Here is a 16,120-nt window from a genome sequence, read left to right on the forward strand (position 1 = left end):
AGCCCGGATCACTTCGGGGGCGCGCGGGACTGGGTTACGCTGGGCTCCATCATGCGCAACGGGCTGCTTCTTCTTAGCTGCCGCGTCGAGGGCCTGTAGTCCCAAGGGGGCCGGCTCCCTCGCCGCGGGGAAAGAGCTGTGCGCGCACATCGGCGATCCAACGGCGGATCGCGAGCGGCACCGCAGAGGCCGGCCAATCGGTGTAGACCACCCCGAACCGCCCGCAGCACGCATCCACAGGAAGCCGAGAGTCACCTCCATGACCGAGCAGAGCTCCGCCGCGTCCGTCCCCGCCGCTCCCGCCTTCGTCGACCGGCCCACGCCGATCACCGCCGCCTCCGTGCGCCAGCAGCCCTCGGGCATGCGCTACGGCCGCTACCTGCCGTTCGGCACCGTCGACCTGCCGGACCGCACCTGGCCGAACGCCGTGATCACCAAGGCGCCGCGCTGGCTCTCCACCGACCTGCGGGACGGCAACCAGGCGCTGATCGACCCGATGTCGCCGGCCCGCAAGCGGATGATGTTCGACCTGCTGGTCCGGCTGGGCTACAAGGAGATCGAGGTCGGCTTCCCGTCCTCCGGCGCCACCGACTACGCCTTCGTGCGGTCGCTGATCGAGGAGGGGGCGATCCCGGAGGACGTCACCATCTCGGTGCTGACGCAGGCCCGCGAGGACCTGATCGAGCGCACGGTGCAGTCGCTGAAGGGCGCGCCGAGTGCGACCGTCCACCTGTACAACGCGACCTCGCCGCTGTTCCGCCGGGTGGTCTTCAAGGGCAGCAAGGACGACATCAAGGGCATCGCCGTGGACGGCACCCGCCTGGTGATGGAGTACGCCGAGAAGATCCTGGGCGACGAGACGGTCTTCGGCTACGAGTACTCGCCGGAGATCTTCATCGACACCGAGCTGGACTTCGCGCTGGAGGTCTGCGAGGCGGTGATGGACGTCTGGCAGCCGGGCGAGGGCCGCGAGATCATCCTGAACCTGCCGACCACCGTCGAGCGCTCCACCCCGAACGTCTACGCCGACAAGATCGAGTGGATGTCGCGGAACCTGTCCCGCCGCGAGTTCGTCTGCCTGTCCAGCCACCCGCACAACGACCGCGGCACCGGCGTGGCCTCCGCGGAGCTGGCCGTCATGGCGGGCGCGGACCGGGTCGAGGGCTGCCTGTTCGGGCAGGGCGAGCGGACCGGCAACCTGGACCTGGTCAACGTCGCCATGAACCTGTTCTCGCAGGGCATCGACCCGCAGATCGACTTCTCCGACATCGACGAGGTGCGCCGCACCGCCGAGTACTGCAACCAGATGGAGGTGCACGCGCGCCACCCGTACGCCGGCGACCTGGTCTACACCTCCTTCTCGGGCTCGCACCAGGACGCGATCAAGAAGGGCTTCGACGCCCTGGCGGCGGACGCGGCGGCGGCCGGCGTGCCGGTCGGGGAGCACACCTGGGGCGTGCCGTACCTGCCGATCGACCCGAAGGACGTCGGCCGCACCTACGAGGCGGTCATCCGGGTCAACAGCCAGTCCGGCAAGGGCGGCGTGGCGTACGTGCTGAAGAACGACCACAAGCTGGACCTGCCGCGCCGGATGCAGATCGAGTTCTCCCGGATCATCCAGGCCAAGACCGACGCCGAGGGCGGCGAGGTCACCCCGGCCGAGATCTGGCGGGTCTTCGAGGACGAGTACCTGCCGACCACCGGCAACCCGTGGGGCCGGATCTCGCTGAGCGGATCGCGCACGCTGACCACCGAGGACGGGCGGGACGCGCTGATCGCCGGCGCCGTCGTCGACGGTCAGCCGGTCACCCTGACCGGTGTCGGCAACGGCCCGGTCTCCGCGTTCGCGGACGCGCTGGCGAAGATCGGCGTGGACGTACGCGTCCTGGACTACGCCGAGCACGCGCTGAGCGAGGGCGGCGACGCCCAGGCCGCCGCGTACGTGGAGTGCGCGGTGGACGGCAAGGTGCTGTGGGGCGTCGGCATCGACGGCAACACCGTGCTGGCCTCGCTGAAGGCGATGACCAGCGCCGTCAACCGCGCCCAGCGCGGGTAATTCGTCAGGGTGGCATGCGAAGGGTCGCCCTGCGGGGCGGCCCTTCGCCGGTTCCGGGCGGCGCCGGGGCCCTCCTGTGGCCTGCGCCACATTTTTTCGGATCGGAAGCCGTTGGGGGTACTGACACGTGCCGGTAACCGTGGCAACATCGATCCACCGGGAAGCCGGGTCGGTGGGACGACCTGGTGTCCGGGTCGCGTGACCTGCCCGTGGTCGGGCAGGCCGCCTGCCATGTCTGGGGAGTGGCGCCGTGACCAGGTTGTGGGGTGTTCGCCCGAGGTGGCGGACTGACGTTCTCGGTGACTTCTTCTGCCCGGGCTGTGGCGGGGACCGCAACTACCGCCGCCAGCACGGCCGGCGGTGGCTGCGGTTGCTCGGCGCCCCGGTGGTCCCGCTCGGCACGGTGGCCGGCAGCGTGCAGTGCACCGGCTGCCACGGCCGGTACGGGCTGGAGAGCCTGGAGCAGCCCACCTGCGTGCGGCTCGGCTCGATGCTGCGGGACGCCCAGTACACCGTCGCGCTGGCGATGCTCGCGGCCGGCGGCACCGCCCACCGCACGGCCCGCGAGGCGGCCTGCGCAGTGGTGCGCGAGGCCGGCTTCGAGGACTGCGGCGAGGCTCAGGTGCTGGCGGCGCTGGCCGCGCTGTCCGGGCTCGGCGCCGAGCTCTACGAGGCGCACGACCTGGAGGAGCCGGGCGGGCGGCGGCTGGGGCAGGCCGGTGGCCTCGCCGTCGAGCTGCACGCGGTGCTCGAACCGCTCGCCCCGCACCTCGCCCGGCAGGGCCGGGAGCGGCTGGTGAGCCAGGGCGCGGCGATCGCCCTGGCGGACGGGCGCTTCCTCCCGCAGGAGCGCGAGGCGCTGGCCGCCATCGGGCGATGTCTGGACCTGCCGCCGGCCCGGGTCGCGGAGCTGCTGGAGGCGGCGACCCGGGCACCGTACGGGAACCTCTGAGGCCGGGCCCGCCGGACTCCCCGGAGACCTTCCGGAAGACCTCTCGCCTCCGTAGACCCTTCGCCTCCGTAGACCTTTCGAATCCCCCACAAACGGGCCCGAGCATCCCCCCATCCGGGCCCGCCGTGACCCGCACCGCAGTGGTCCTCCCCCACGGGCCCGGTGCGGGCAACACGGCTGTCCGCGGGCGCCCGCGGCTGGGGGACAATGGCTGGCATGAGTCTTTTCCGGGACGACGGCGTCGTGTTGCGGGCGCAGAAGCTCGGCGAGGCCGATCGGATCATCACCCTGCTGACCCGCCAGCACGGCAAGGTGCGGGCGGTCGCGCGCGGGGTGCGCAAGACCAAGTCCAAGTTCGGCGCCCGCCTGGAGCCGTTCTCACACGTGGACGTGCAGTTCTTCAGCCGGGGCAGCGAGTTGGTCGGCCGCGGCCTGCCGCTGTGCACCCAGGTGGAGACCATCGCGCCGTACGGCGGCTCGATCGTCACCGACTACGGCCGCTACACCGCCGGCACCGCGATGCTGGAGACGGCCGAGCGCTTCGCCGAGAACGAGGGCGAGCCGGCCGTCCAGCAGTACCTGCTGCTGGTGGGCGGGCTGCGCACGCTGGCGGCCGGGCTGCACGAGTCGCACCTGGTGCTGGACGCCTTCCTGCTGCGCTCGCTCGCGGTGAACGGGTACGGCGCGAGCTTCACGGACTGCGCCAAGTGCGGCCTGGAGGGGCCGAACCGTTTCTTCTCGCTCCCTGCGGGCGGCGTGCTCTGCCCGGACTGCCGAGTGCCGGGATGTGCCGTACCCTCCCCTGAGACACTGGTACTGCTCGGGGCGCTGCTGTCAGGGGACTGGCGGACGGCCGATGCCTGCGAGCCCCGGTACTGGCGGGAGGGCAGCGGCCTGGTCGCGGCCTACCTGCAGTGGCACCTGGAGCGGGGCATCCGCTCGATGAGATACGTGGAGAAGTGAGCACATGGCAGCGCGACGGCTCTTCGGCGGCGGCAAGCAGCGGAACTACGTTCCCCCGACCCCGCACCCCAGCGGTGCCCAGCCGCCGAAGATCCCCGGCGAGCTGGTCCCCGAGCACGTCGCGATCGTGATGGACGGCAACGGCCGCTGGGCCAAGGAGCGCGGGCTGCCGCGCACCGAGGGCCACAAGGTCGGCGAGTCCGTGGTGCTGGACGTCCTCAAGGGCGCCATCGAGCTCGGCGTGAAGAACATCTCGCTGTACGCCTTCTCCACCGAGAACTGGAAGCGTTCGCCCGACGAGGTGAAGTTCCTGATGAACTTCAACCGGGACGTCATCGCCCGCCGCCGCGACGAGATGGACGCGATGGGCGTGCGGATCCGCTGGGCCGGCCGGATGCCGAAGCTGTGGAAGAGCGTCGTGCAGGAGCTGCAGGTCGCCGAGGAGCAGACCAAGGGCAACGACGCCGTCACCCTCTACATGTGCGTCAACTACGGCGGCCGGGCCGAACTCACCGACGCCGCCCAGGCGATCGCGCGGGACGTCGCGGCCGGGAAGCTCGACCCGAAGAAGGTCAACGAGAAGACCATCTCCAAGTACATGTACCACCCGGACATGCCGGACGTGGACCTCTTCCTGCGCCCCAGCGGCGAGCAGCGCACCTCCAACTTCCTGCTCTGGCAGTCGGCTTACGCCGAGTTCGTGTTCCAGGACGTGCTCTGGCCGGACTTCGACCGCCGCGACCTGTGGCGCGCCTGCGAGCAGTACGCGAGGCGCGACCGCCGCTTCGGCGGGGCGATCCCGAACGAGGTGCCGGCGGGTCTGCCCGCGCAGCGCTGAGCCCGCCCGGACGACGGAAGGGCCCGCAGGAAATCGTTCCTGCGGGCCCTTCCCCGTACGTCCGTGCGTGCCTGCGGCCGTACGTCCTCGCGTCCTTGCGTCCGTGCCGGCTGCCCCGGCGCGGGAACCTGCTCAGTCCTTCTTGGCGCACTCCGCGCAGGTGCCGAAGATCTCCAGCGTGTGCGCGATGTCGCTGAAGCCGTGCTCGGCGGCGACCGCGTTCGCCCAGCGCTCCACCGCCGGGCCCTCCACCTCGACGGTGGAGCCGCAGTGCCGGCAGACCAGGTGGTGGTGGTGCCCGCTGCTGCACCGGCGGTAGACGGCCTCGCCGTCCGCGGTGCGCAGCACGTCCACCTCGCCGGCGTCGGCGAGCGACTGCAGGGTGCGGTAGACCGTGGTCAGACCGACCGAGTCACCGCGGTGCTTGAGCAGGTCGTGGAGTTCCTGGGCGCTGCGGAAGTCCGCGATCTCGTCCAGGGCCGCCGAGACGGCGGCACGCTGCCGGGTCGAGCGGGCGCGTGGCGACGGGCCTGCGGTGGTCACCGTGGGTCCTCCTGGGGTCGTTGGCGTCACGCACCTCATTGTGCCAGCCCCGCCCCCCGCTCCGGCGTGGTCGTGCCGGGGGAAGTCGGTGACGGGATTTCGACGTCGCAGACCCTCGGCCCGGGCTCGGCCCCGGCCCCGGCCCCGGCCCGGTGGCGGCGCCGGGCGAGCGGCGCGGCGATCACGCTGAACACCGCGAAGACGGCGATGGCGAGCAGCACGATGGCGGGCCCGGAGGGCACGTTGAGGTGGTAGGAGCCGGTGACGCCGGCCAGCGAGACCACCACGCCGAGCCCGATCGAGGCGGCCTGGGTGGCGGCGAAGGACCGGGTCAGCTGCTGGGCGGCCACCACCGGGACCACCATCAGCGCGCTGACCAGCAGCAGTCCGACCACCCGCATGGCGACGGTGACGGTGACCGCGGCCATCACCGCGAGCAGCAGGTTGAGCACCCGCACCGGGACGCCGGTGACCCGGGCGAAGTCCTCGTCCTGGCAGATCGCGAACAGCTGGCGGCGCAGGCCGACCGTCACGGCGACGACCACCGCGCCGAGCGCCGCGATCACGGCCAGGTCGCCGGGGGCGACGGTGAGGATCGAGCCCCACAGGTAGCTCTCCAGCGAGCCGGCGCCGGCCTGGGCGGACAGCGAGACCAGCAGCTTGCCGCAGGCCATGCCGCCGTAGAAGAGCATCGCGAGCGCGATGTCGCCGCGCTGGTTGCCGCGCGAGCGGACCAGTTCCATGGTGACGGCGCCGAGCACGCAGACCAGGACGGCCATCCAGACCGGGCTGGTCTGGAAGATGAAGCCGAGGCCGACGCCGGTCATCGCGACGTGGCCCATGCCGTCGCCCATCAGGGCCTGGCGGCGCTGCACCAGGTAGATGCCGACCGCCGGGGCGGTGATCCCCACCAGGACGGCGGCGAGCAGGGCGCGCTGCATGAAGTCGTAGGAGAGCATCTCGGTCATGCGAGCAGCCTCGGCGGGGTCAGGTCGGCGTGCGGGTGGACGTGGTCGTGGCCGGGCAGCGCGTGCAGGCCGGTGTTCGGCACGGGCGGGCCGTCGTGCGCGACGCAGCCGTCCCGCAGGACGACGGCGCGGTCGATCAGCGGCTCCAGCGGCCCGAGTTCGTGCAGCACGAGGAGGACGGCGGCGCCGCGGTCGACCTCGGCGCGCAGGGTGTCGGCGAGCACCTGCTGGCTGGCGGCGTCCACGCCGGCCATCGGCTCGTCCATGATCAGCAGTTCGGGGGAGCCGACCAGGGCGCGGGCGATCAGCACCCGCTGCTGCTGGCCGCCGGAGAGGTCGGCGACGCCGTCCCCGGCCCGGTCGAGCATGCCGACCGCGTCCAGCGCGGCGTCCACGGCGGCGCGGTCCTTGCGGCGGAACGGCAGCAGCCGGTGCTGCGCCAGCCGTCCGGTGGAGACCACCTCGCGCACGGTCGCCGGGACGCCGGAGGCGGCGGTGGTGCGCTGCGGGACGTACCCGATGCGGTGCCAGGCGCGGAACGAGCGGTACGGGGTGCCGAACAGGTCCAGGGTGCCGTGCTCCAGCGGCACCGAGCCGATCACGGCCTTGACGGTGGTGGACTTGCCGGAGCCGTTGGCGCCGAGCAGGGCGACCACCTCGCCGGGGCGGACGGTGAGGTCGATGCCGCGCAGCACCGGGCGGCCGCCGCGGGAGGCGACGGCGTCGCGGAGGCGGACGGCGGGGGCCAGGGGTATGGGGTCGGTCATGGTGCGTCCCGTCAGCTCGCGGGGGTGGCGGTGCTCGGGGTGGTGGTGCTCGGGGTGGTGGCCGGGGTGCTCGCCGGGGTGTTCGCCGGGGCGCCCAGGGCGGCCTGCAGGTTGGCCAGGTTCTGCTTCATGACGGAGAGGTAGTCGTCCTTGGTCGGGTCCTTGACGCCCTCCAGCGGGTCCAGGACGGCGGTCTTCAGGCCGAGGTCCTTGGCGACGGTGTCGGCGAGCTTGGGGCTGACCAGGGTCTCGAAGAAGATCGTGGTGACGCCGTTGTCCTTGGCGGCCTTCTGCACCTCGGCGAGGCGGGCCGGGGTGGGCTCGGACTCCGGGTCGACGCCGTTGATGGCGACCTGGGTGAGGCCGTAGTGGTCGGCGAGGTAGCCGAAGGCGGCGTGGCTGGTGACGAAGGTCTTGGTCCTGGCGCCCTTCAGGCCGTCCTGGAACTCCTTGTCCAGGGCGGCGAGCTTGGTGACCAGCTCGTCGGTGTTCTTCTTGTACTCGTCGGCGTGCGCCGGGTCGGCCTTGGCGAACTCGTCGCCGACGCTCTTGGCGATCGCGGAGTAGCGGGTCGGGTCGAGCCAGATGTGCGGGTCGCCGGCCGGGCCCTCGTGCTTGTGGCCGTCGCCCTCGGCGCCCTCGTCGAGGTGGTGGTCGACCAGCGGGCTGGCGGCGGTGGCGTCGACCTTGTGCGTGCTGGACGACTGGTCGACGGCCTGGTCGACGGTGGGCTGCAGGCCCTTGAGGTAGACGATCGCGTCGGCCTTCTGGACGGCGGCGACCTGCTTGGCGGTGAGCTCCAGGTCGTGCGGCTCGACGCCGGGCGCGGTGAGGTCGGTGACCTCGACGTGGTCCTTGCCGATCTGCTGGGCGAGGAACTCCATCGGGTAGAAGGAGGCGACGACCTTGAGCTTTCCGCCGCCGTGGGCGCTGCCGCTGCCGCCGCTGCCGCACGCGGTGAGGGCGAGGGAGGCGGCGAGGGCGGAGGCGGCCAGGGCTATGGAGGTGGAGGTCCGGCGACGGGGAAGTCCGATCATCATGACAATCATTCTCATCTTAACTGGAAATGATTGTCAAATCACTCGATCGGGTGAACGGCAGGTGTCGGTGGATGGGTGGGGCCGGACAATACCGATTTGAACCCCGTACCCATGTGGCCGGTAACCTGAGGTATTCGGGTACGAGCAACCAGCCGTGCCCTGACCGTGCCGTACGTACTGAAGAGAGCACTGTGGCCGCCGACAAGATCGACACGATCGTCAGCCTGAGCAAGCGCCGTGGCTTCGTCTACCCCTGCAGCGAGATCTACGGCGGCACGCGTGCCGCCTGGGACTACGGGCCGCTGGGCGTCGAGCTCAAGGAGAACATCAAGCGCCAGTGGTGGCGCGCGATGGTCCAGGCCCGCGAGGACGTCGTCGGACTCGACTCGTCGGTCATCCTGGCCCGCGAGGTCTGGGAGGCCTCGGGCCACGTCGCCACCTTCAACGACCCGCTGACCGAGTGCATGTCCTGCCACAAGCGTCACCGGGCCGACCACCTGGAGGAGAAGTACGAGGCCAAGCACGGCTTCCCGCCGCCGAACGGCCTCAAGGACGTCAACTGCCCCGACTGCGGCACCAAGGGCCAGTTCACCGAGCCCAAGGACTTCTCGGGCATGCTGAAGACCCACCTCGGTGTCACCGAGGAGGCGTCCGGCCTGGCCTTCCTGCGCCCCGAGACCGCCCAGGGCATCTTCACCAACTTCCGGGCCGTCCAGACCACTTCGCGCAAGAAGCCGCCGTTCGGCATCGCCCAGACCGGCAAGAGCTTCCGCAACGAGATCACCCCCGGCAACTTCATCTTCCGGACCCGTGAGTTCGAGCAGATGGAGATGGAGTTCTTCGTCAAGCCCGGCGAGGACGACCAGTGGCACGAGTACTGGCTCCAGCAGCGCTGGGACTGGTACGTCGACCTCGGCCTGCGCACCGAGAACATGCGCTTCTTCGAGCACCCGAAGGAGAAGCTGTCCCACTACGCCAAGCGCACGGTGGACATCGAGTACCGCTTCAACTTCGGTGGCAGCGAGTTCTCCGAGCTGGAGGGCGTCGCCAACCGCACCGACTACGACCTGCGGGTGCACAGCGAGGCCTCCGGCCAGGACCTGAAGTACTTCGACCAGGAGTCGAACGAGCGGTACTTCCCGTACGTCATCGAGCCGGCGGCCGGCCTCAACCGCGCCATGCTGGCCTTCCTGCTCGACGCCTACTTCGAGGACGAGGCGCCGAACGCCAAGGGCGTCATGGAGAAGCGCGTCGGCATGCGGCTCGACCCGCGCCTGGCCCCGGTCAAGGTCGCCGTCCTGCCGCTGTCGCGCAACGCCGACCTCTCGCCGAAGGCCCGCGGCCTCGCCGCCGACCTGCGCACCGCGTGGAACGTCGAGTTCGACGACGCCGGCGCGATCGGCAAGCGCTACCGCCGCCAGGACGAGATCGGCACGCCGTTCTGCGTGACGGTCGACTTCGACACCCTGGAGGACAACGCGGTGACCGTGCGCGACCGCGACACCATGTCGCAGGAGCGCGTGTCGCTCGACCAGGTCAAGGCGTACCTGGGCGCGCGGCTCATCGGCTGCTGAGTCCGCGGCTGCTGAGGTCGCGCGGCCGCTGAGGTCGCGTCTGCTCGTGCGGGAGCCCTCGTTCGTTCCGGTTTCGGCCGGGGCGGGCGGGGGCTCCCTGCCGTTGCTCCTACCGCCGGCCCCAGCGGGAGCGGGGGGCGGCGGGCGGGGTGGTCGGCAGGCCCGCGGTGCGCAGGGCGGCGAAGGTGGTGCGGTGCCGGGCCTCGTCCGCGAGCAGGGCCGTCAGCAGCTGCCCGTACAGCGCCGGCTGGTCCTTCAACGCCGCTGCCAGCCGGGCCAGTTCGACGGGCGGGCGCAGGACGGTCAGCTCGCCGAGCAGGACGCCGGCCAGCTCCGGAGGCAGCTCGGCCGCCAGGGCCGCCAGATCGGCGGTCGGGCGGCCGGCCGCCTGGCGCAGCAGGGTGCGCAGGTCGGCCCGGCGGCCGTGCTGCTGGAGGCCGGCGGCGAGCGCCGTCAGTTCGGGCGTCGGGGCCGAACCCCACTCCCACAGCAGGGTCGCGCCGTCCGCGTGCTGCCCCGCCCGCTCCAGCGCGGCCAGCAGGGCGGGGAGGGCGGCCGCCGGATAGGACCAGAAGGCGTGGAACAGCTCCGCGGCCTCCTCCGCCAGGCCCAGCTCGCGCAGCTCGGAGAGCACCGCCACCGCGCGCTCGGGCGCCGACCGGGCGCAGTTGCGGGCGAGTTGGAGCGAGGCGCCGGTCGGGCCGCGCTGGGAGAGCATGCCCACCAGCAGGGCGGCGTCGGTGGCGTCCAGCCGGGCGGCGGCCTCGGTGAGCAGGTCGGCGGTCTCGGGGTGGGCGCCGGCGCGGTGCAGGGTGGTGATCCGCGCGGTGAGGGCGCCGAGGTCCGGGCGGACGGGCGGCGGGGGCGGGGTGGGTTCTTGTGCCTGGGGCCGTTGTGCCTGGGGTTGGGGTTGCTGGAGTCGGGGTTCCTGGAGTCGGGGTTCCTGGAGTTGGGGTTCGTCGAGTTGCGGGTGTCTGAGACGGATTTCCAACTCCTGCAGCTCGTTGCTCAGTTGCAGGCAGCGCGCACCCAGCCCCTCGCGCAGGGTGCGGGCCTGGGCGAGCTGGCGCAGCAGGTCCCCGTCCGGGCGCTGCCGGCCCGGGGACGCCCGTATCGCCTCGTTCAGCCGCCGCTCGCGCTGCCCCGCGTAGCGGCTGGCGTTCAGCAACTCGTCCAGCTCCGCCCGGAGTTCGACCGCCTGCTGTTCACCGTCAAGCGGTTGGCCTGCGGGTTGTGCCGTCGGCTGCATGCGCATGATCGCCCCACCCTGTCCATCTCGACCCTGACTGCGGGACATCCTGGCGTCGTCATGTGGCTGGGGAGTTAAGAACGCACGACTTGCTGTGTCCGTCTGGTGTCAAGGAGCGCGCAGGGGGCGGGCGTTGCGCGACGTGCGCCGGTCGCGCTCCGGGGCGGCCCGTGTCAACCGGCCAGCCGCGCCCGCGCCTCCATCAGCGCGAAACCGAGGAGGTTCAGCCCGCGCCACTCGTCCGGCTGCTGGGCCCGGATGTCGTCGGCGGCGAGCCCGATGCCCCAGATCCGGTCCAGCGGGCTGGCCTCGACCAGCACGCGGGAGCCGGTGCCGAGGAGGTAGGTGAGCAGCTCTTCGTCCTGCCCGAACTTCGCGACGTTGCCCTCGACGACGAGCTCGAACCGCCCCGCTTCCCAGACCGCGTCGTCGAAGCCCCGGACCAGCCGGCCGAGCTTCTTCGCCTCGGCGGGCGTACGGGCGGCGAGGATGCGCTCGGCGGTGTCGTGGTCGTCGAACATCCGGGCCTTCCCGGCCATCATCCAGTGCTCGGCCGAGGCGTACGTCGTGCCGTCGACGGTGAAGTCGCCGGGCCACCACTGGCTCAGGCACTCCTGCCGGGTGCCGCCGCCCTTGCGCTCGGTGTGCCCCCAGAACATCACCCACTTGGGCCGCTCGCCGGCCGCCATCAGGGCGGACAGCTCGGCACGGCTGCGGGCATCGGCGGGGGAGGAGGGGTGCGTCTTGCTCATATCGTCACTCTGACACAAAGCCCGGTTCCGGGCCAACCGGTTTTCGGGCGGGGGTGGGCCGCCGGGGCCGTCCGAGCTGCGTCAAGTCGTCCGGAACGGGACGGAGATCCCCGCGTCGACCCTAGGCCTAGCCCTAGGCCTGGGCCGGCAGCCAGCCGTTCTGCACCGCCCGGACCCCGAACTCGAAGCGGCTGCGAGCCCCGAGCCGGTCCATCAGCTCCGTCGCCACCCGCCGTGCCGTGCGCGGCGACACCCCCAGCCGCTTGGCGATCGCGTCGTCCGTCAGCCCCTGCGCCAGCAGCCGCACCACGGTGGTCTCCTGCGGGCTGAGGGTGCCCTCCTCCTTCGCCGTGGCGGGCGCCCCGCCCAGCGGCCGCGCCTGCGTCCACACGTGCTCGAACAGGGCGCACAGCGCCACCAGGGTGCCGTGCCCGGTCAGCACCACGGCCCCGGCGCGGGTGTCCTCCCCGCTGACCGGGATCAGCGCGGCCTTCCGGTCGAAGATGATCATCCGGGTGGGCAGCTCGGGCGCCGTGCGCACCTGCCCGCCCAACTCCGCCAGCCACTCCACGTACGCCACCGTCGGCAGGCTGTTGCGCACGCTGTCCTGGTACACCGTCCGCATCCGCACGCCCCGGGCCAGCAGCGCGCGGTCGTGCGGGCGGGAGGCCTCGATGCTGGCCGGACTGTGTCCGCCGCCGGGCGCGAAGGTCATGATCTCGGTCGTCAACTCGCGGGCCAGGGAGGCGATCCGGTCCCGGATCCGATCGAGCCCGACCAGCTGCTCCACCCCGGCCTGCGCGGCGGCCGGCTTCAGGTCCGCGTACTCCGCGATCAGTTGGGCCGCCGCCGCGCGGGAGGCCTCGATCCGCAGCTGCTGCGCGGCGAGTTCGGCCTGCTGCCGGGCCATCAGCAGCTCCATGCCCACCTCGGGCGGCACGGCCCGCAGCTGGCCCTCGCGCTCGTAGGAGACGCGCAGCAGGGCGAGTTCGCTCAGCAGGTCGAGGCTGCGGCGGATCTCGTCCTCGGAGTGTCCGAGCCGTTGGGCCAGGGCTCGCACCCCGTCACCCGGACTCGCCAGCATGGCGCGGTAGACCGCCTCCGAGACAGCGTCCAATCCGAGCGCCGCAAGCATGCCCGTTCCCCCGTGCGTCAAGCGTGAACCACTGCGCACGCGATCATTCCACACGGTGTTCGACCAGGCCAGAGCGGTCGGTGGACGGTTCCGGACAGTGCCGGAACCGTCCGCGTTGCCCCCCTATGCTGCGATGCCACCGGTTCGGCAGAGTCCGTCCCATGTACCTGATCCACGCCGAACTCCGGGCCCCCGCACCCGGCGCAGCCCTCGGGGCGGACCCCGCCCGGGCCCTGCTGGCCGCCGCCCTGCCCGCCGAGCGCATCGAGCACGTCGTCGTGCACGAGGGCACCGGCCCCGGCGCCGTGCTCGGGGTCTACGTGATCGCCGAGCGGCTCGCCGAGGCCGAATCCGCCGTCGCGGGCTTCTGCCGCCGTGCGCTGCCGACCCTCCCGGCCTTCGGGGGGTGGACGGTCCTGCGCGTCGGGGCCCCGCTGGTGGCGCCGTTCTACGAGCGCCTGCTGTCCGGAACCGGTCCGGCTGGACGGAATCGGTCACTGCCGTTTCCGTCCATCTGAAAGCCCTTCCACCGGCCCTGAGCTGCGGCGAAAGTAGTACTCGTCAGCCGGGAGCACAGCCCGGACGACACGGTGAAGCGTCAACCGCGGGACGCGAGACCGGCCGCACCACCCCTTCGTTCCAGCTCCCGAAAGGCTCCACCACCATGCTGCGCACCTCCCTCGCCAAGGCCGCCGCGGTCACCGCCCTCGCCCTCACCGCCCTGCTCCCGCTCGCGGGCCAGGCGTCCGCCAACACCATCTGGGACGCCCCCACCGCCGCCGCCCCGGCGAACACCATCTGGGACGCCCCCTCCGCCGCCGCCCCGGCGAACACCATCTGGGACTGACGGCCCAGGCCCCGCAGGCCCGCCCGCTCCGCTCCACCCCGCGCCGCCCAGGCCACCCGACCGCTGCTCCTGCAGGGCAGCCGTCCCCGCCGGGCGCGCGCCGCACAGACTTCCGCGCCGACCACCGGTGTCCGCGCGAGCACCACCCCCGAACCCTTCACGCCGTCAGGACTCACTCCGCCATGTCTTCGTCCAAGCTGTCCAAGCTGACCCGCGTCGCCCTCGCCGCCTCCATCGCCGCCTCCGGCGCGATAGCCGTGACCGCCCTCACCCCCACCGTCGCCAGCGCGGCCACCACGTCCACCGTGGGCGGTCAGATCAGCCGGTCCGAGATCCTCTCCCGCGCCCAGTACTGGTTCAGCCAGAACCCGGGCCTGACGTACAACCAGGGCGGCACGTTCCGCGACTCCAGCGGCCGCAGCTACCGCACCGACTGCTCCGGCTACGTGTCGATGGCCTGGCACCTGGGCTACAGCGCCAACACCCAGTCGCTCTGGGACAGCGAGAGCTACGAGATCCCGCGCAGCGACCTGCGCGCGGGCGACATCCTCGACAGCTACTACAACCACGTCATCCTCTTCGAGAAGTGGGACGACGACGCCCACACCACCTTCTCCTACTACTCCTTCGGCTCCACCCCGGTGAAGCACCGCACCGGCGTCTCCATCAACGGCACCCTCGACTCGCACCCCAACAGCGAGTACCACGCCCGCCGTTACAAGAACGTCGTCGAGGACGTCAACGTCTCGCCGTCCTCGCTGCCCGCCGGCACCCTGGTCAAGTCGCCGAACGGCCCGTCCGTCAAGGTCATCATCAACGGCGCGGGCGTGCCGGTGGCCGGCTCCGACGTCGGCGCCGACGGCTACGACCTCAGCAAGATCGTGACCGTGGACGACGGCGCGTTCAACGCCCTGCCCACCGTCCCGCCGTCGGGCACCGTCGTGCACGACCAGGGCGGCGGCGCGGCCCGGTACGTCGTGGTGGGCGGCGCGGCCCTGCCGATCTCCGGCAACGACTGGACCGCGGACGGCTACAACACCCGCGCCGACCTGGGCGTCCCCACCACCTGGCTGCAGGGTGCCGTCGGCAACACCCTGTCCACCGGGCTCGTGGTGATGGACCAGTCCGGCAGCGACCCGAGCCGCTACGTCATCGTCAACGGCACCGCCCTGCACATCTCCGGCGCCGAGTGGACCGCGGACGGCTACGACAAGCAGACCCTGATGGGCGTGCCCGGGGACTGGCTGAAGAGCGCGGCCGCGGGCTCGCTGGCCTCCGGCACCGTGGTGATGGACCAGTCCGGCAGCGACCCGAACCGCTACGTGATGGTCAACGGCGCCGCCCTGCACATCTCCGGCGACGAGTGGACCGCGGACGGCTACAACCTCCGGCCCCTGATGGGCGTGCCCGGCCAGTGGCTGAACGCCGCCGCCGCCAAGGCCCCCGCAGACGGCACCGTCGTCAAGGACGAGGCCGGCGGCTCCGCCCGGTACGCCATGGTCGGTGGCGCCGCCGCGCCGATCTCCGGCACCGAGTGGACCGCCAACGGCTACGACAAGCAGCCCACCCTGGGCGTGCCCGGCGCCTGGCTGGGTGCCGCCGCCGCCAAGAGCCCCGCCGACGGCACCGTCCTGGCGGACTCCGCGGGCACCGACCCGAGCCGCTACGTGGTGGTCGGCGGCGCCGCCGCCCACATCTCCGGCGCCGAGTGGACCGCCGACGGCTACAACGGCAAGCCGCTCGCCGCGGCCCCCGGCAGCTGGCTCGGCACCCTCACCAAGAAGGGCGTCGCAGACGGCACCCTGATCAAGGGCCAGGCCGGCACCGACCCCAGCGTGTACGTCATGGTCAACAACTCCGCCCTGCCCCTGACCGGCGCCGAGTTCACCACCTCCTACGCCAACCAGCCCGTCGTGGGCGCCCCGGAGGAGTGGGAGGCCGCCCAGGCCGCCCGCCCGCTCGCCAACGGCACCCTGGTCAAGAACGTCAACGGCACCGACCCGGGCGTCTACGTGATGGCCGGCGGCATGGCCGTCCTCCTCAGCGGCGCCGACTACACCGGCTACGGCTACGACAAGCTGCCGCTGCGCGCCGTCCCGGGCACCTGGGAGCAGGCCGCCGCCGCCAAGGCCGCCCCGGCGGACGGCACCCTGATCCAGTCCTCCGACAGCGCCACCGTGTGGCAGGTCGTCGGCGGGAGCAAGAAGGCCGCCGCGGCCGGCAGCTACAACGCCGCCGACGTGGTGAAGGTCCCCTCCGCGCTGACCGCGAAGCTCCCGACCGTCACGGCCTGAGCCGCCGAAACGGTCTGATCCACCGTCACCGCGTGAGCCGCCGTGACCGCCCGATCCACTCCGCCGCCGTCCGGGCGGCCCGGCCGAGCCGCTCCGGCCGGGCCGCCCGGCCCTCCTCGACCACCGACCCGCGCCACGCCCC

At 72.1% G+C, this 16,120-nt stretch carries 15 protein-coding genes; 8 read left to right on the forward strand and 7 right to left on the reverse strand.

The genetic code is table 11. From position 1 onward, the window contains the following. Positions 1–259 precede the first annotated feature (259 nt). The 4 genes from leuA (at position 260) to VM95_RS08510 (ending at position 4,809) form a co-directional block, all read left to right on the forward strand. Positions 260–2,056 (forward strand): 2-isopropylmalate synthase, encoded by a 1,797-nt coding sequence (gene leuA, locus VM95_RS08495; RefSeq protein ID WP_045693639.1) that lies wholly within the window; start codon positions 260–262, stop codon positions 2,054–2,056. A gap of 250 nt (positions 2,057–2,306) precedes the next feature. Then, positions 2,307–3,008, forward strand: coding sequence for a TerB family tellurite resistance protein (locus tag VM95_RS08500; RefSeq protein WP_107072889.1), 702 nt, complete (start codon positions 2,307–2,309; stop codon positions 3,006–3,008). Between the two features lie 216 nt (positions 3,009–3,224). Further along, the gene (gene recO / locus VM95_RS08505; protein ID WP_030290777.1) at positions 3,225–3,971 is read left to right on the forward strand and encodes a DNA repair protein RecO; all 747 of its coding nucleotides are present in this window, start codon (positions 3,225–3,227) and stop codon (positions 3,969–3,971) included. Positions 3,972–3,975: 4 nt separating this feature from the next. Next, positions 3,976–4,809 carry an isoprenyl transferase gene (locus VM95_RS08510; RefSeq protein ID WP_045693646.1) on the forward strand — a complete coding sequence of 278 codons (834 nt, stop codon included), beginning with the start codon at positions 3,976–3,978 and terminating at the stop codon, positions 4,807–4,809. Positions 4,810–4,941: 132 nt separating this feature from the next. On the opposite strand, the gene VM95_RS08515 is transcribed toward VM95_RS08510, so the two are convergent. The 4 genes from VM95_RS08515 to VM95_RS08530 are packed head-to-tail and all read right to left on the reverse strand — an operon-like array spanning position 4,942 to position 8,127. After that, complete coding sequence (locus VM95_RS08515; RefSeq protein WP_045693648.1) at positions 4,942–5,352, reverse strand: Fur family transcriptional regulator; 411 nt, start codon at positions 5,350–5,352, stop codon at positions 4,942–4,944. 35 nt (positions 5,353–5,387) lie between these two features. Further along, positions 5,388–6,320: a metal ABC transporter permease gene (locus tag VM95_RS08520; protein ID WP_045693650.1), complete on the reverse strand. Its 933-nt coding sequence runs from the start codon at positions 6,318–6,320 to the stop codon at positions 5,388–5,390. Then, complete coding sequence (locus tag VM95_RS08525) at positions 6,317–7,087, reverse strand: metal ABC transporter ATP-binding protein (protein WP_045693651.1); 771 nt, start codon at positions 7,085–7,087, stop codon at positions 6,317–6,319. The genes VM95_RS08520 and VM95_RS08525 overlap by 4 nt, the downstream gene beginning before the upstream one ends. A gap of 11 nt (positions 7,088–7,098) precedes the next feature. After that, entirely contained in the window at positions 7,099–8,127 is a 1,029-nt protein-coding gene (locus VM95_RS08530; protein WP_244178680.1) for a metal ABC transporter substrate-binding protein, read from the reverse strand. Positions 8,128–8,318: 191 nt separating this feature from the next. Between VM95_RS08530 and VM95_RS08535 the strand changes: the two genes are divergently transcribed. After that, entirely contained in the window at positions 8,319–9,701 is a 1,383-nt protein-coding gene (locus tag VM95_RS08535) for a glycine--tRNA ligase (protein ID WP_045693652.1), read from the forward strand. 109 nt (positions 9,702–9,810) lie between these two features. Here the strand turns inward: VM95_RS08535 and VM95_RS08540 are convergent, their stop codons facing one another. The 3 genes from VM95_RS08540 to VM95_RS08550 all read right to left on the reverse strand — a co-directional run bounded on the left by VM95_RS08540 (position 9,811) and on the right by VM95_RS08550 (position 12,837). Beyond that, positions 9,811–10,956, reverse strand: a complete 1,146-nt coding sequence (locus VM95_RS08540; protein ID WP_045693653.1) for a hypothetical protein — start codon at positions 10,954–10,956, stop codon at positions 9,811–9,813. Positions 10,957–11,123: 167 nt separating this feature from the next. Beyond that, on the reverse strand, positions 11,124–11,702 hold the full coding sequence (locus VM95_RS08545; RefSeq protein WP_078859710.1) for an NADAR family protein: 579 nt from the start codon (positions 11,700–11,702) through the stop codon (positions 11,124–11,126). A 133-nt stretch (positions 11,703–11,835) separates the two neighbouring features. Continuing rightward, complete coding sequence (locus tag VM95_RS08550; protein ID WP_045693654.1) at positions 11,836–12,837, reverse strand: helix-turn-helix transcriptional regulator; 1,002 nt, start codon at positions 12,835–12,837, stop codon at positions 11,836–11,838. A gap of 161 nt (positions 12,838–12,998) precedes the next feature. On the opposite strand from VM95_RS08550, the gene VM95_RS08555 reads away from it, so the two are divergent. The 3 genes from VM95_RS08555 (at position 12,999) to VM95_RS38645 (ending at position 15,978) form a co-directional block, all read left to right on the forward strand. After that, entirely contained in the window at positions 12,999–13,355 is a 357-nt protein-coding gene (locus VM95_RS08555; RefSeq protein ID WP_052707213.1) for a hypothetical protein, read from the forward strand. 146 nt (positions 13,356–13,501) lie between these two features. Then, positions 13,502–13,684: a hypothetical protein gene (locus VM95_RS08560; RefSeq protein WP_045693655.1), complete on the forward strand. Its 183-nt coding sequence runs from the start codon at positions 13,502–13,504 to the stop codon at positions 13,682–13,684. A gap of 182 nt (positions 13,685–13,866) precedes the next feature. Further along, a complete protein-coding gene (locus tag VM95_RS38645; protein WP_052707214.1) occupies positions 13,867–15,978 on the forward strand; it encodes a hypothetical protein in 2,112 nt (703 codons plus the stop codon). Positions 15,979–16,120 lie beyond the last annotated feature (142 nt).

Origin of the sequence: Streptomyces rubellomurinus (assembly GCF_000961885.1) — a bacterium.
GTDB lineage: Bacteria > Actinomycetota > Actinomycetes > Streptomycetales > Streptomycetaceae > Kitasatospora > Kitasatospora rubellomurina.